Source organism: Citrobacter europaeus (genome assembly GCF_037482245.1).
Taxonomy (GTDB): Bacteria; Pseudomonadota; Gammaproteobacteria; order Enterobacterales; family Enterobacteriaceae; genus Citrobacter; species Citrobacter europaeus.
This window is the reverse complement of sequence record NZ_CP148084.1, coordinates 3,908,473-3,923,549: the sequence shown is the minus strand read 5'-3', so window position 1 is coordinate 3,923,549 and position 15,077 is coordinate 3,908,473. Positions and strand designations below refer to the sequence as shown.

The window sequence follows — 15,077 nt, the reverse complement described above, 5'->3', positions numbered from 1 at the left end:
GTGCGCTCCATTACGCCTGGTTTTTGGCTTTTGAACGGGAGGTACGTGATTCACCGATCAGCCAGTCAAAGATGAAAATAATCGCCAGCATCACCACGATCAGAATGGAACCGTAGGCAATCGCCACGCCGTATTCGCCGTCTTCCACGCGGTTCAGGATGTAGGCCGTCGCCACGCGGGTATCCGGGGTGACGAGGAACACAATGGCGCTGACGGTGGTAATGGCGCGCACAAAGCTGTAAATCAACGCCGAGAGGATCGCCGGGCGCAGCAGCGGCAGCAGAATGTGTGTAATGGTGCGCAGAGAACCGGCGCGCAGGCTGAGCGAGGCTTCATCGAGCGATTTATCGATTTGGCCTAAGCCCGCGATACCCGCCCGGATACCGACCGGGACGTTACGCATCACCATCGAGATGATCACGATGGCGGCGGTGCCGGTGAGATACACCGGGGCGCTGTTAAAGGCCAGAATGTACGATACGCCCGCGACGGTGCCCGGAACGGCAAAGCACAGCATAGTGGTGAACTCGATGGTCTTTTTGCCTTTAAACTGCTGGCGCACCACAATCCACGCGATCAGCAGACCGAAAATCGCGGTGATCGGCGCGGCAATCCCGGCGTAGAGCAGGGTGTCGAGCAGTGAAGGCCACGCGCCGTCGCTCATCCCCTGACCGAACAGTTTGGTAAAGTTCGCCAGCGTCAGGGTGTAGTCTACGCCCCAGTTGACGGTGAAACTGCCGTAGAAAATGCTGCCGTAGAGCAGGGCGTTAAAGGCAATCCACACCGCCAGCAGTGCGACCACGCTCCACACCAGCGTGACTGGTAGCGGCTGCACGTCGCCCCGGTAGGATTTACCGGAAACGGTGACGTACGAGCGTTTACCAATCCACATATACTGCACGCAGAACACCAGCAGCGAGAACAGTAGCAGGAAGGCACCCAGCGTACTGGCGGCCTGGTAGTCGAGCTGCGAACCGGTGATGTAGAAGTAAATTTGCGTAGCCAGCACGTCGAAGTTACCGCCGAGCACCAGCGGGTTGCTAAAGTCGGCCAGCGACTGCACCACCACAATTAAAAAGGCGTTCGCCAGCGCCGGTTTCAGCAGCGGGACAAACACGCCGTTAAAGGTCTGCCAGCGGCTGGCGCGCAGGGTATATGACGCCTCTTCCAGCGATGGATGAATGGTTTTGATTGCTCCATCGAGGATCATAAACGCCATTGGCGTAAAGGCCAGCACCTGCGCCAGCCAGATACCAGTAAAACCATACAGCCAGTTGGTGTTGGTTAAACCAAACCATTCGACCATAAATTCGGTGATGTAACCGGAGCGTCCCATCATCAGCGTGACGCCTAAACCGACGACAAACGGCGGGGTGACGATCGGCAAAATCGAGAAAATACGTCCGATGATGGCGCTGCGTCTGGCGATACGAGTGGTATAGATAGCCAGTACCAGACCAAAGAAGGTACAGCCGACGCCGACGGCAATCGACAGCATAATTGAGTTGAGGATCACCTGAATGATATGCGCTTGCGACAGCACATTCATAAACGCCAGCGGGGCAAATTCTCCGGCGTCGTTGGTGAACATCGGAATGAAAATGGCGATGCTCGGCCAGACGATAAAAATACCGATCAGAGCGACTATCGCGGTGAGCGAGCCGATGACGAAACGGTCGCCGCCCAGCCATTCCAGGCGAGTGAGCGCCAGGGTCATGATTGCGCCAAGTGCCACAAACAACACGATGGTGGCATAGCCTAAGCCGCGGCCCTCAAGGGTGGCGCTGGCGACGATAAAGGCCATACAGAAAAATGCCCATCCCGCGTCAAGATAATGGCGGTTGCGCTGCTCGCGTCTGGCTTCATGGAATGGACGCACCAGCAACAGGCTTGGCAGCAGATACCAGAGCCAACTGATATTGAACTGTGACCAGCCGTAGGCGGCGAGTATTTCTTCGCGCGTGGACTCCAGCAGACCATAGTCCAGGCTCCAGCTCGGAAGCAGGGCAAACGCCAGCCAGCCGAGCAAAACCCAAAGGAATATCGCATCCCGTTTTTTCACGGGATGGAGTGCAAGTGTGTGTGACATAGCGTTTCCGGTAATCCAGGCCGGGTAAGGCGTTTGCGCCACACCCGGCAAATGAACGTAACGTGGGCTTATTTACCCATCTTAACTTCGCTAACCCACTTATTGATCAACGCCTTACGTACGTCGGTCGAGCCGTACTTATCCATGTCGTAATTGATAAGCTTCAGGTCGTCGAGCTTCAGTGAGTTAGGAGAGGTCTCGGCGGTGGTGTTGGTCAGGATCTGATAGGATTTGCCTTTCTTCCAGGCCAGCTCCTGTGCGTCTTTCGACAGCACCCAGTCAACGAACAGTTTGGCGTTGTCGGCGTTGCGCGCGCCTTTCAGGATGCTTACGCCGCCAATTTCATAGCCAGTACCTTCGCATGGGGAGATTAGCTCCAGCGGCGCGCCCTGTTCTTTCTCCAGCGAGTAGTCGTGCAGGAAACCGATGCCGATAGCCGTTTCGCCACGAGCGGCGTTACGCGCCGGGGCAATGCCGGATTTGGTGTACTGGGAGACGTTGGCGTTGAGCTGTTTCAGGTAGTCAAAAGCCTGATCTTCACCCCATAGCTGGGCAAAGGTCGCCAGCGCGGTGTAGGCGGTACCAGAGCTTTGCGGGTCAGCAATCTGAATTTCGCCTTTGTATTCCGGTTTGGTCAGATCCTTCCAGCATTTTGGTACCGGCAGGTTTTTCTCTTTCAGGCGCTGGGTATTGACGCCAAAGCCCAGAATCCCGACGTAAACCGCCGAAGAGAGGTTACCTTTTACCTTCGCGGGATCGCGGAATTTCTCCATAATCTGCTCGAGGTTTGGTGATTTATACGGCTGCAGCAGGCCCATTTCACCGGCCTGAGACTGCGGATCCAGCGTACCGCCGTACCATACATCCGCCTGCGGGTTTTTCTTCTCGGCATCGACTTTCGCCAGCGTACTGCCCGAGCCGTTACGAATGAATGAGGTTTTCACATCATATTTTTCACCGAAGGCTTTGGTTTCGGTTTCGCACATCTCGTTGGTGGCGCTGCAATACACCACCAGACGACCCTGTGCCTGGGCTGCGTTGCTGAAAGCCGCCAGCGTCAGAGCGGAAGCAATCAGGGTAGAGGTAAGCGTCAGTTTCATTGTTTTATCCTTTGACTGAGAGAAGGGGTAATGCCCGCAATGAGCAGAGGCATCAGCAATAAACCCATAAAGACAGCGGCAACCGAGAGCAAACTGAACATTCCCGACCAGCCGTAATGTTCTATGACCAGCGACAGCGGCCAACCCGCCAACGCGGCCCCCAGATAGGCGAACAGCCCGAGAAAACCGGTAATTGAACCTGCCGCCGCTTTGTGTCCGCATTCAACGGCTGCGAGGCCAATTAGCATCTGTGGGCCAAACACAAAAAAGCCCACGGTAAAGAAACACACTGCCAGTAGCGCGTAGTGGTGTACCGGCGCCAGCCACAGCGCGGCGACGGACACCATCAGTCCCAGCGTGAACAGTAAAATCATCGGCGCACGCTGACCGCTGAACAGCAGATCCGATCCCCATCCGGCAAACAGCGCCCCCAGCAAGCCGCCGACTTCAAACAACATCACCGTGGCATTGGCGCTGAGCAGATTCACGCCGTGGCTTTCCGTCAGCCAGATGTTGCCCCAGTCGTTGAGCGCAATGCGAATCAGATAGACCAACACATACGACACGCCGAGCAACCAGATCATCGGGTTTTTCAGCATGGTGGTGCGTAACATTTGCCACAGCCCCATCGGCGGGCTTTGCTGCTCCTGACGCAGTTCCAGCGGGTCATGACGCCATTCCCCAACCGTAGGTAATCCTTCTTCCCGGGGAGTGCCTTTCAATTGCAGAGTGAGCCAGATTCCCAGTGCCATGCTGATTATCCCCGGTGCCAGCATGGCTGCCTGCCAGCCCCACCAGTGGGCGGCAAAAGCGCTAATCAGCGGGATAATGGCGCCACCGATATTGATCGACATATTCCAGCAGCCCCACCAGAATCCGCGTTCGTTGCGCGAGTACCAATGGGTCAGCAGGCGGGCGCAGGGCGGCCAGCCCCAGCCCTGAAAAAATCCGTTCAGCGTCCAGACCACCAGCAGCAGCGTCAGTGATTCACCAAAGGCGAACAGCACGTTTAAAACGCCGGTGGCAAACAGGCCAATCCCCATAAACGCGCGCTGTCCGTGGCTGTCGTGCCACAGCCCGGCAGTAAATTTCGACAGACCATAGGTCAGATAAAACAGTGACCCGAGCAGGCCGATATCGCCCTTATCCAGACCCAGGTCCGTTTGTAGCGCCGGGAGGACGTAGTTAACGCTTTTGCGCGTCAAATAAAATGCGGCGTAGCCTATCACCATACACATCAGCAGCCGGGGGCGTAGCGCTCGGTATTGTTGGTCTGTTTCGCTGGTTGAGCGTGCGTGCATGGCAGTCTCCGTTTGTGCTGACTATAGGAAAGTGAAAGCAAAAGGGGATGAGAGAAAGTCCGCAGTGACTAAGACTTTTTCCTGGTTAGCGGCTGATTTGTTGCAAATTTGTGGGCAGGTTAACAATTACGTGCGTGCCGTTGTTTGATTCGAGCGTCAGTTCGCCGCCAAGGGCGCTCACCCGCTCACGCATCCCCTGGATACCGAAACCGGGAATTTTTTCAGGCAGAATACCAACGCCGTTGTCAGCGACATCCAGAAACAAACGTTGTTCCCGCTGGCGCAGCGTAATCGACACGTCGCTGGCGTTCGCATGTTTACAGACGTTATTGAGTAACTCCTGTAGCAGGCGATACAGCGTGAAGCGCACCGTTTCGTTTTCTGGCGTATTCTCTAGCTGATAATCAAAGCGACAGCGAATACCGCGTTCAGCAAAAGCAAATTCATTCACCAGATGATGTAGTGCATCTTTAAAGGCCAGTTCATCGAGCGCGGGTGGGCGTAGCTGGCGCAGCAACTGGCGGGTGGAATGGTGAATGCGCCGGGCAAGGTTGTTGATCTGATTTGCCGCTTCGAGCGTTTGCTCAGGGCCTGGCGCGCGTTTGACCAGTTGCGACTGAATTTGAATGGCGGTGATGTTCTGCCCAATTTCGTCATGCAGCTCCCGCGCCAGGCTTTTGCGCGTATTTTCTTCGGTGCGGATCAGCTGTTCGGTCAGCGCGCGTCGTGCCGCCAGTTCGGTTTCCAGACGCTGGCGATAATGGTGCAAATTTTGCGCCAGATGCTGCTGGCGGCTGATGGCGATCCCCAGCCCTATACCCAGTAGCGCCTGGGTGGCGAGAAAAATTTCCAGCTCCAGTAAGTTACTGAACCCGACGCCGATTTGCCGGGCGATGGTGATCATCATACTGCCGAGCAATCCGGATAACACGCCGCCCTGCCAGCCAAATTTCCACGCCATCACCACGTTCGGTAAGAACACCACGATCAGCAACAGGCGCTCGATCTCCGGCGACAGAACCATCTGAGTGCCGATGCCAATAATAAAAAACAGGCTGCACCAGATGATAAGCGAAGTGCGCAGCGGGGGATTGGTGGTATCCAGTCCGAGCAGATGATAGCGGTGCTGCTGGCGCAAAAATTCATAGATCAGATAGACAAACGGCGTTAGCAGCACGCCGCCGGTAAACGACGCCAGACCTATTAACGTCGCCGGGCTTTGAATAAACGGTGAAAGTAGGGCGGTATTGAGCAATGAAGTGAGCGTCACGGCGGCCAGTAGCAGGGTTAAGCGCTGCCAGTAAAGGGGGAATCGGTGCCAGTATGACTGGCCGATGCTCGCCGGAATCAGGCTAATTAATGGTGCAGCCAGCAGGATATAGCCATTCAGTAATTGCTCGCTGTGCAGCCAGAGCAACATCAACACCGGCGGCAGAACCAGCGCGGGCCAGTAACGGCGAGAAAGCAGGATTAACAGCGCGAGATAGACGCCGTGCGGCAGGAATAGCGCCGCTTGCTGGCCGTTGTGGGTCAGATAAAACCCCAGCGTCCACAGCATCAGCCAGCCCGATCCCCAGGCCAGCAGAATAAACAGAGAAATAACCCAATGCCGAAGGTTACGCGACATTAATGCCCCGTCAATAGCTGGTGGTCGAGCGCAAAATGCACCAGATCGATGGTGCTATGGCATTGCAGTTTGCCCAGCACGTTCGCCCGATGAACGTGCACCGTCTTGTGGCTGAGATCGAGTTTGAAGGCGATCTCTTTCACGCTGTCGCCTTTGACCAGCAGATCAAACACTTCGCGCTCGCGTGGGGTCAGTACTTCCAGGACCTGCGCGGGCTGTTCGCCGCCGCGTAGCGCACGCAGCGCATCGGCGCACAGGTAATGCCCGCCCATACCTACCGAACGTACCGCCTGCACCAGTTCCTCCGGTCCGCAGCGTTTGGTCAGGTAGCCGCTGGCGCCGGCATCCAGCGCGCTTTGCACAAACGTGGGCGAGTCATAAATGCTGAGAATTATGGCGCGAAAACCGGGCTTCTGCGCCCGCAGTCGTTTTAACAGGCTCAGGCCATTTTCATCCGGCATGGCGATGTCCATCACCGCCACGTTGACGTCATCATGCAGTAACGCAGGCCACGCCAGGGCCGCGCTGCTGAACTGGCCGATGACGTTGAGATCGTCTTCGAGACTGAGTAATTGCGCAAAGCCGGAACGCACCACCACATGGTCATCCACCAGCACAACATGAATCATGATATTACTCTCTTACCTGATAATGGCGTCTATGATGCCCGTCAGCGCCGCACTGGCAATCACCGTGGCGCGGATATGTAACGAATGTAACAAAATCGCAATAATTTGCCGGGTGTTATAGCGAGTGTAGGCCTGATAAGCGCAGCGCATCAGGCATATGATTACCGGATGGCGGCGCAAGCGCCTTATCCGGCCTACGTTCTGTAATGAGCGAAATAGCTAACTATTGCCGCTTTTTTTCTAAAAACGCTTTGTTCTTAGCCAGAATTTTTAATTCCTTTATCAAATTGTGCCGCAACGAAATACTGCCCTCATAACAAGACAGGGGAGCAGACAATCATGGCTATTTCATCGCGTAACGCACTTCTTGCCGCACTGGCATTCATCGCATTTCAGGCGCAGGCGGTGAACGTCACCGTTGCTTATCAGACCTCCGCCGAACCCGCCAAAGTGGCGCAGGCAGATAACACTTTTGCTAAAGAAAGCGGTGCTACCGTTGACTGGCGCAAATTCGACAGCGGCGCGAGCATCGTTCGTGCGCTGGCATCCGGTGATGTGCAGATCGGTAATCTTGGCTCCAGCCCGCTGGCGGTCGCAGCCAGTCAGCAGGTGCCGATTGAGGTTTTCCTGCTGGCGTCAAAGCTCGGCAACTCCGAAGCGCTGGTGGTGAAGAAAAACATCAGTAAACCGGAAGATTTGATTGGTAAGCGCATTGCCGTGCCGTTTATCTCCACCACCCATTACAGCCTGCTGGCGGCGTTGAAACATTGGGGTATCAAAGCGGGGCAGGTTGAGATTGTGAACCTGCAACCACCGGCGATTATTGCCGCCTGGCAGCGCGGAGATATTGATGGTGCGTATGTCTGGGCGCCTGCGGTCAACGCGCTGGAAAAAGACGGTAAGGTGTTAACCGACTCCTCGCAGGTTGGCGAGTGGGGCGCGCCGACGCTGGACGTGTGGGTGGTGCGCAAAGATTTTGCCCAGAAGCATCCTGAAGTGGTGAAAGCCTTTGCCAAAAGCGCTATCGATGCGCAGCAGCCCTATATCGCTAATCCTGATGAATGGCTGAAGCAGCCGGAAAATATCAGCAAACTGTCGCGTTTAAGCGGGGTACCGGAGGCGGATGTGCCAGGGCTGGTGAAAGGAAATACTTATTTGACGGCGCAGCAGCAAACCGCGGAGTTAACCGGGCCGGTGAATAAAGCGATTATCGATACCGCGCAGTTCCTCAAAGAGCAGGGCAAAGTTCCTGCGGTCGCGACGGATTACAGTCAGTACGTGACCGATCGCTTCGTGCAATAAATAAGGAGGCGCTGATGCTGCAAATTTCTCATCTTGCTGCCAGCTACGGTGGAAAATCGGCGCTGGAGGATATCAACCTGACGCTCGATAGCGGTGAACTGCTGGTGGTACTCGGACCTTCCGGTTGCGGGAAAACCACGTTGTTAAATCTGATTGCCGGGTTTGTGCCGTATCAGCATGGCAGCATTACGTTGGCGGGTAAAAAAGTTGAAGGTCCAGGCGCTGAGCGCGGGGTTGTGTTCCAAAACGAAGGACTGCTGCCCTGGCGCAACGTGCAGGATAATGTGGCCTTCGGGCTGCAACTGGCGGGGATGGAGAAGTCCCAACGCCAACGAATCGCTAAGGAGATGTTGCAGAAAGTCGGGCTGGAGGACGCGGGAAAACGCTTTATCTGGCAACTTTCCGGTGGGCAGCGTCAGCGCGTCGGCATTGCGCGGGCGCTGGCGGCCAACCCGCAGCTATTGCTGCTGGATGAACCCTTTGGCGCGCTCGACGCTTTTACCCGCGAGCAGATGCAAACCCTGTTGCTGAAGCTGTGGTATGAGACCGGCAAACAGGTGCTGCTGATTACCCACGATATCGAAGAAGCCGTGTTTATGGCGACGGAGCTGGTATTGCTGTCGCCGGGCCCAGGCCGGGTGCTGGAGCGTCTGCCGCTGAATTTCGCCCGTCGCTTTGTGGCCGGAGAGTCGAGCCGCAGCATTAAGTCCGACCCGCAGTTTATCGCCATGCGCGAGTATGTGTTAGGTCGGGTCTTTGAACAACGGGAGGCATTCTCATGAGCGTGGTCATTAATGATAAACCCCGCCGCCAGCGCGCACTCAACTGGCGCTGGCCGTTCTCGCGGCAGATTACCTTAAGCCTCGGTACGCTGGCCGTCATTCTGGCGGTGTGGTGGACGGTGGCGGCGCTGCAGTTAATCAGTCCGCTGTTTTTACCTCCACCGGGGCAGGTTTTGCAAAAATTGATAGTCATTGCCGGTCCGCAGGGATTTATGGATGCCACGCTGTGGCAGCATCTGGCGGCGAGTCTGACGCGTATTGTTATCGCGCTGCTGGCGGCGGTGCTGCTGGGCGTTCCGGTTGGGATCGCGATGGGGCTGAGTCCGACGATGCGCGGCATTCTCGATCCGATCATTGAGCTGTATCGTCCGGTTCCGCCCCTGGCCTATCTCCCGTTGATGGTCATTTGGTTTGGCATCGGTGAAACCTCCAAGATCTTGCTGATCTATCTGGCGATTTTCGCCCCTGTAGCGATGTCGGCGCTGGCGGGAGTGAAAAGCGCGCAGCAGGTGAGAGTGCGCGCCGCGCAGTCGCTGGGGGCCAGCCGTAAGCAGGTGCTGTGGTTTGTTATTTTGCCGGGGGCATTACCGGAGATCCTCACCGGGTTACGTATCGGACTTGGCGTGGGCTGGTCGACGCTGGTGGCAGCAGAGCTGATTGCCGCCACGCGAGGCTTAGGATTTATGGTGCAGTCTGCCGGTGAGTTTCTGGCAACGGATGTGGTGCTGGCGGGGATCGCGGTGATTGCCGTTATCGCGTTTATTTTAGAACTGGGTCTGCGCGCGCTTCAGCGCCGCCTGACGCCCTGGCATGGAGAATTACAATGAGTGAACGTCTGAGCATAACCCCGCTGGGACCGTACATTGGCGCACAAATTAGCGGCGCGGATTTAACGCGTCCGCTGAGCGATAATCAGTTTGAACAGCTTTATCACGCGGTATTGCGCCACCAGGTGGTGTTCCTGCGTGAGCAGGTGATTACGCCGCAACAGCAGCGCGCACTGGCGTTGCGTTTCGGCGATCTGCATATTCACCCGGTCTATCCGCATGCCGAAGGGGTAGAAGAGATTATCGTACTGGATACTCATAACGACAATCCGCCGGATAACGACAACTGGCACACCGATGTCACCTTTATTGACACGCCGCCTGCCGGGGCGATTCTGGCTGCAAAAGAGCTGCCATCGACCGGGGGAGACACCCTGTGGACCAGTGGGATTGCCGCTTATGATGCGTTGTCTGAGCCGTTTCGCCAGTTGCTGAGCGGCCTGCGGGCAGAACATGATTTTCGTAAATCATTTCAGGAATATAAATACCGCAAGACGCCAGAGGAGCATCAGCGCTGGCTGGAAGCGGTGGCGAAGCATCCGCCCCTGTTGCATCCGGTGGTGCGTACGCATCCGGTGAGCGGGAAGCAGGCGCTGTTCGTGAATGAAGGATTTACCACGCGAATTGTCGATGTCACGGAAAAAGAGAGCGAGGCGTTACTGAGTTTTTTATTCGCGCATGTCACTAAACCGGAGTTTCAGGTGCGCTGGCGTTGGCAGCCCAACGATGTGGCGATTTGGGATAATCGCGTGACGCAGCATTATGCGAATGCGGATTATCTGCCACAGAGGCGCATTATGCACCGGGCGACAATTTTGGGAGACAAGCCGTTTTATCGGGCGGGATGATTGCCGGCGGCGATTGACTTACCGGGCCTACGATTTGTAGGCCGGATAAAGCGAAACTGCCATCCGGCAACAATGTGATTAGCGCAGGATTTTTTTCTCAGCCAGATCCAGTGCGAAGTAGCTGAAGATCAGATCCGCGCCAGCGCGTTTGATCGAGCCTAAGCTTTCCAGCACCACTTTCTCTTCATCTATAGCACCCGCCATCGCCGCGAATTTGATCATCGCGTATTCACCGCTGACCTGATAAGCGCCAATCGGCAGCTCGGTGCGCTCGCGGATATCGCGCAGAATATCGAGGTAGGCGCCAGCCGGTTTGACCATCAGGCAGTCTGCACCCTGGGCTTCATCCAGCAGCGATTCGCGGATCGCTTCCCGACGGTTCATCGGGTTCATTTGATAGGTTTTACGATCGCCTTTCAGCGCGGTGCCTGCGGCTTCACGGAACGGGCCGTAGAAAGAAGAGGCAAATTTGGTGGAGTAGGACATGATCGCGGTATCGGTGAAGCCCGCGGCGTCCAGCGCCTGGCGAATAGCCTGCACCTGGCCGTCCATTGCGGCGGAAGGGGCGATGAAATCTGCGCCCGCTGCGGCGGCAACGACTGCCTGTTTGCCGAGGTTAGCCAGGGTTAAATCGTTATCAACGCCGTGCTCGCATAACACGCCGCAGTGACCGTGCGAGGTGTATTCACAGAAGCAGGTGTCGGACATGACGATCATTTCCGGTACGGTCTGCTTACAGATACGCGACATGCGCGCCACCAGACCGTCTTCTTTCCAGGCATCGCTGCCGGTGTCATCGGTGTGATGAGAAATGCCGAAGGTCATGACCGAGCGGATGCCTGCATTAGCAATGCGTTCAATCTCGCGCGCCAGGTGTTTCTCCGGAATGCGCATCACGCCGGGCATGGCGTCAATAGCTTTGTAATCGTCGAGTTCTTCTTCAACAAAGATCGGCAACACCAGGTCATTTAAGCTCAGTGTTGTCTCTTCAAACATAGCGCGCAGCGCAGGTGATTTGCGCAGGCGGCGAGGGCGTTGGATTAGGTCTGTCATGGTATGCCTGATGTTTGTGGAATCGAAGGCCGTAGTATACCCGAACCTGAGGGCGGGTGGTTTACGAAAGTTGGCGTTATATCTGGATTTTGCGTGGTGCAAGGCTGAATCATTAGAGCAATTTATTCACATGCATGGCAATTTATTCATATTCATTATTTTGTTTGTTTTTGTTTTTATTATTTTAAATATCGATGTATTTATTTGTTTAGCGCGGAATATAACTCTCGACTATTTATTTTTTATTTATTTGAATATTGGGTGAATCATTTGATAATTATATGTATTAGAATCCGTGTGTTTTGTATCTCATTGAAAGTTATTGTGTTTTTGTTAACTCCTTTTGGCTGGCGTAATTCATGATGTTGTCCGGTTTCGGACAGCGGACAAAGAATAATTGAACCTTTCCGTTGTGAAACCGCATAATCGTTCCTGCGAAACATAAAATGTTTTCTTTGCATTGATAATTGATGGATCAACTATATTACGTCCCTGAGGAGGGATGACAAATGCACACTTGGAAAAAGAAACTTGTAGTCTCACAATTAGCATTAGCCTGCACTTTGGCAATCACTTCTCAGGCGAATGCTTCTACTGATATTTCTGGAACCACGTACACAACGTTCACCCATTATAATGACGCATCTTATGCTGATGGCGTTTACTACGATGGATATGTCGGTTGGAACAATTACGATACTGATAGTATTTATAACGGTGATATTTATCCGGTAATCAATAACGCTACTGTTAACGGCGTTATTTCTACTTATTATCTGGATGATGGACTGTCAACTAACAGCAATAACAACAGCCTGACGATTAAAAACAGTACCATTCACGGTATGGTGACTTCCGAGTGTATGACCACGGATTGTACTAACCGTACGGGTACCGACTATTACTACGATCGTCTGGCGATGAACGTCATCAACTCCACTATCGATGACAACTACGAACATTATACCTACAACGGTACCTATAACGACGCAGCTGATACACACGTTGTCGACGTTTATAACCTGGGTACGGCGATCACTCTGGATCAAGAAGTTGATCTGTCTATCTCCAACAACTCTCACGTTGCGGGTATTACGCTGACTCAGGGTTATGAGTGGGAAGATATTGACGATAACACCGTCAGCACCGGCGTAAACAGCGGCGAAGTGTTTAACAACACCATTGTTGTTACCGATTCTACCCTGACCTCTGGCTCATGGTCTGATGAAGGTACCTCCGGTTGGTTTGGCAACACCAGCAATGCAAGCGACTACAACGGTAACGGCTGGAACGCTAATGATGTCGCATTAGCGGTTATTGCTCATCCGGATGCTGATAACGCGATGCAGACCACTGCCACGTTTGATAACGCTACGCTGATGGGCGATGTGCTGTTCTCCAGCAACTTTGACGAGAACTTCTTCCCGAACGGTGCTGATACTTATCGTGATACCGATGCCGATCTGGATACCAACGGCTGGGATGGTACTGACCGTCTGGATCTGACCCTGAACAACGGCAGTAAGTGGGTTGGCGCGGCCATGTCCGTACATCAGGTTGATGTTGATGGTGACGGCGTTTACGACAGCTATGCTGCAGGCACTGAAGCCACTGCAACGCTGATCGACATCGCTGCCAACAGCCTGTGGCCTTCTTCAACCTACGGTATCGATAGCGACACAACCTCTTATGACGAAAATGGTCATGTGGTTGGCAACGCTGTTTACCAGAGCGGTCTGTTCAACGTCACGCTGAACGGCGCTTCACAGTGGGATACCACCAAAACGTCTCTGATCGACACCCTGAGCATCAATAGCGGTTCCGTCGTCAACGTGGGTGATTCTTCCCTGATTTCTGACTCTATCTCTCTGACCGGTGCTTCTGCACTGAACATCAACGAAGATGGTCATGTTGCGACGGATACGCTGTCTATCGACAACAGTATCGTCACGATTGCTGATGATGTTGCTGCTGGCTGGGGTGTCGGTAGTGCTGCGCTGTATGCCAACACCATCAACGTTACCAACAACGGTGTTCTGGATGTGGGCAACAGCACGGGCGATGCACTGCAGGTTGATACGCTGAATCTGACCAGCTACACCGACGCTTACAACCATGTTAATGCGGGTGTTTTCGACATCAACAGCACTAACTATGTACTGAATGCTGACCTGACCAACGATCGTACCAACGATACGACCCAGGCTAACTACGGTTATGGCGTGATCGCGATGAACTCTGATGGTCATCTGACTATCAATGGTAACGGCGATTCCGACACCTCAGGCGATCAGTCTGAAGTTGATAACTACGGTGACCACGTAGCGGCAGCAACCGGTAACTATAAAGTTCGCATCGATAACGCGACTGGCGCGGGTTCTGTTGCGGATTACAAAGGCAAAGAGCTGATCTACGTTAATGACGCGAATACCACCGCGACCTTCTCTGCAGCTAACAAAGCTGACCTCGGCGCTTACACCTATCAGGCTCAGTAGCAGGGTAACACCGTTGTACTGCAGCAGATGGAACTGACTGACTACGCGAACATGGCGCTGAGCATCCCGTCTGCCAACACCAATATCTGGAACCTGGAACAAGACACCGTTGGTACTCGTCTGACTAACGCGCGTCATGGTCTGGTTGATAACGGCGGCGCATGGGTGAGCTACTTCGGTGGTAGCTTCGATGCAGATAACGGCACCATTAACTACGATCAGGACGTTAACGGCATCATGGTCGGTGTTGACTCCAAAATTGATGGTAACAACGCTAAGTGGATTGTCGGTGCCGCAGCAGGCTTCGCGAAAGGTGATATGAGCGACCGTACCGGTCAGGTGGATCAGGACAGCCAGACTGCCTACATCTACTCTTCTGCGCATTTCGCCAACAACATCTTTGTTGACGGTAACTTGAGCTACTCTCACTTCAACAACGATCTGTCTGCCAACATGAGCAACGGTCAGTATGTTGATGGCAGCACCTCTTCTGATGCCTGGGGCTTTGGCTTGAAACTGGGTTATGACCTGAAGCTGGGTGATGCAGGTTACGTAACGCCTTACGGTAGCGTATCCGGTCTGTTCCAGTCTGGTGATGACTATAAGCTGAGCAACGACATGAAAGTTGACGGTCAGTCTTATGACAGCATGCGTTATGAACTCGGTGTAGATGCAGGTTATACCTTCGCCTACAGCGACGACCAGGCGCTGACCCCGTACTTCAAACTGGCCTACGTTTACGACGACTCTAACAACGATTCTGATGTAAACGGTGACTCTATCGACAACGGCGTAGAAGGTTCTGCAGTACGTGTTGGACTGGGTACTCAGTTCAGCTTCACCAAGAACTTCAGCGCCTACACCGATGCTAATTACCTCGGTGGCGGTGATGTCGATCAAGACTGGTCTGCAAACGTTGGTGTTAAATATACCTGGTAAGTACTTTCTCACTGAGAAATATAAGGTAATTTAATTCAGAATAATGCCCGTCACGGATTTGACGGGCATTTATTGCAAGGAATGC

Annotated in this window: 10 protein-coding genes and 1 pseudogene; 5 read left to right on the top strand and 6 right to left on the bottom strand. The window is 54.1% G+C overall.

Annotation, left to right across the window (positions count from 1 at the left end):
• Positions 1 to 10 precede the first annotated feature (10 nt).
• The 5 genes from WHR59_RS18500 to WHR59_RS18480 all read right to left on the bottom strand — a co-directional run bounded on the left by WHR59_RS18500 (position 11) and on the right by WHR59_RS18480 (position 6,746).
• Positions 11 to 2,089, bottom strand: a complete 2,079-nt coding sequence (locus WHR59_RS18500; protein ID WP_043015346.1) for an ABC transporter permease — start codon at positions 2,087 to 2,089, stop codon at positions 11 to 13.
• Positions 2,090 to 2,157: 68 nt separating this feature from the next.
• Positions 2,158 to 3,189: an ABC transporter substrate-binding protein gene (locus WHR59_RS18495; protein ID WP_043015347.1), complete on the bottom strand. Its 1,032-nt coding sequence runs from the start codon at positions 3,187 to 3,189 to the stop codon at positions 2,158 to 2,160.
• Positions 3,186 to 4,490, bottom strand: a complete 1,305-nt coding sequence (gene uhpC, locus WHR59_RS18490; RefSeq protein WP_047413101.1) for an MFS transporter family glucose-6-phosphate receptor UhpC — start codon at positions 4,488 to 4,490, stop codon at positions 3,186 to 3,188. Before uhpC ends, WHR59_RS18495 begins: the two co-directional genes overlap by 4 nt.
• Before the next feature lie 85 nt (positions 4,491 to 4,575).
• Entirely contained in the window at positions 4,576 to 6,117 is a 1,542-nt protein-coding gene (locus tag WHR59_RS18485) for an MASE1 domain-containing sensor histidine kinase (RefSeq protein ID WP_047413100.1), read from the bottom strand.
• A complete protein-coding gene (locus tag WHR59_RS18480) occupies positions 6,117 to 6,746 on the bottom strand; it encodes a response regulator transcription factor (RefSeq protein WP_043017854.1) in 630 nt (209 codons plus the stop codon). Before WHR59_RS18480 ends, WHR59_RS18485 begins: the two co-directional genes overlap by 1 nt.
• Before the next feature lie 339 nt (positions 6,747 to 7,085).
• Here WHR59_RS18480 and tauA point away from each other — a divergent pair, with 339 nt between their 5' ends.
• The 4 genes from tauA to tauD are packed head-to-tail and all read left to right on the top strand — an operon-like array spanning position 7,086 to position 10,505.
• Positions 7,086 to 8,048: a taurine ABC transporter substrate-binding protein gene (gene tauA, locus WHR59_RS18475; RefSeq protein WP_087053095.1), complete on the top strand. Its 963-nt coding sequence runs from the start codon at positions 7,086 to 7,088 to the stop codon at positions 8,046 to 8,048.
• A 14-nt stretch (positions 8,049 to 8,062) separates the two neighbouring features.
• Positions 8,063 to 8,830 (top strand): taurine ABC transporter ATP-binding subunit, encoded by a 768-nt coding sequence (tauB, locus tag WHR59_RS18470; RefSeq protein ID WP_043015351.1) that lies wholly within the window; start codon positions 8,063 to 8,065, stop codon positions 8,828 to 8,830.
• A complete protein-coding gene (gene tauC / locus WHR59_RS18465) occupies positions 8,827 to 9,657 on the top strand; it encodes a taurine ABC transporter permease TauC (protein ID WP_075145088.1) in 831 nt (276 codons plus the stop codon). The genes tauB and tauC overlap by 4 nt, the downstream gene beginning before the upstream one ends.
• The gene (tauD, locus tag WHR59_RS18460; protein WP_043015353.1) at positions 9,654 to 10,505 is read left to right on the top strand and encodes a taurine dioxygenase; all 852 of its coding nucleotides are present in this window, start codon (positions 9,654 to 9,656) and stop codon (positions 10,503 to 10,505) included. The genes tauC and tauD overlap by 4 nt, the downstream gene beginning before the upstream one ends.
• Before the next feature lie 78 nt (positions 10,506 to 10,583).
• Here the strand turns inward: tauD and hemB are convergent, their stop codons facing one another.
• On the bottom strand, positions 10,584 to 11,558 hold the full coding sequence (hemB, locus tag WHR59_RS18455; RefSeq protein WP_043015354.1) for a porphobilinogen synthase: 975 nt from the start codon (positions 11,556 to 11,558) through the stop codon (positions 10,584 to 10,586).
• 509 nt (positions 11,559 to 12,067) lie between these two features.
• On the opposite strand from hemB, the pseudogene ehaB reads away from it, so the two are divergent.
• Positions 12,068 to 14,992: pseudogene (gene ehaB, locus WHR59_RS18450) on the top strand (autotransporter adhesin EhaB).
• The last annotated feature ends 85 nt before the right edge of the window (positions 14,993 to 15,077 follow it).

Bases quoted from the DNA above. Each gene is read 5' to 3' on its own strand.
- hemB (WP_043015354.1), bottom strand. From the start codon at position 11,558: ATGACAGACCTAATCCAACGCCCTCGCCGCCTGCGCAAATCACCTGCG.
- WHR59_RS18485 (WP_047413100.1), bottom strand. From the start codon at position 6,117: ATGTCGCGTAACCTTCGGCATTGGGTTATTTCTCTGTTTATTCTGCTG.
- tauB (WP_043015351.1), top strand. From the start codon at position 8,063: ATGCTGCAAATTTCTCATCTTGCTGCCAGCTACGGTGGAAAATCGGCG.
- uhpC (WP_047413101.1), bottom strand. From the start codon at position 4,490: ATGCACGCACGCTCAACCAGCGAAACAGACCAACAATACCGAGCGCTA.
- WHR59_RS18480 (WP_043017854.1), bottom strand. From the start codon at position 6,746: ATGATTCATGTTGTGCTGGTGGATGACCATGTGGTGGTGCGTTCCGGC.
- tauA (WP_087053095.1), top strand. From the start codon at position 7,086: ATGGCTATTTCATCGCGTAACGCACTTCTTGCCGCACTGGCATTCATC.
- tauD (WP_043015353.1), top strand. From the start codon at position 9,654: ATGAGTGAACGTCTGAGCATAACCCCGCTGGGACCGTACATTGGCGCA.
- WHR59_RS18495 (WP_043015347.1), bottom strand. From the start codon at position 3,189: ATGAAACTGACGCTTACCTCTACCCTGATTGCTTCCGCTCTGACGCTG.
- WHR59_RS18500 (WP_043015346.1), bottom strand. From the start codon at position 2,089: ATGTCACACACACTTGCACTCCATCCCGTGAAAAAACGGGATGCGATA.
- tauC (WP_075145088.1), top strand. From the start codon at position 8,827: ATGAGCGTGGTCATTAATGATAAACCCCGCCGCCAGCGCGCACTCAAC.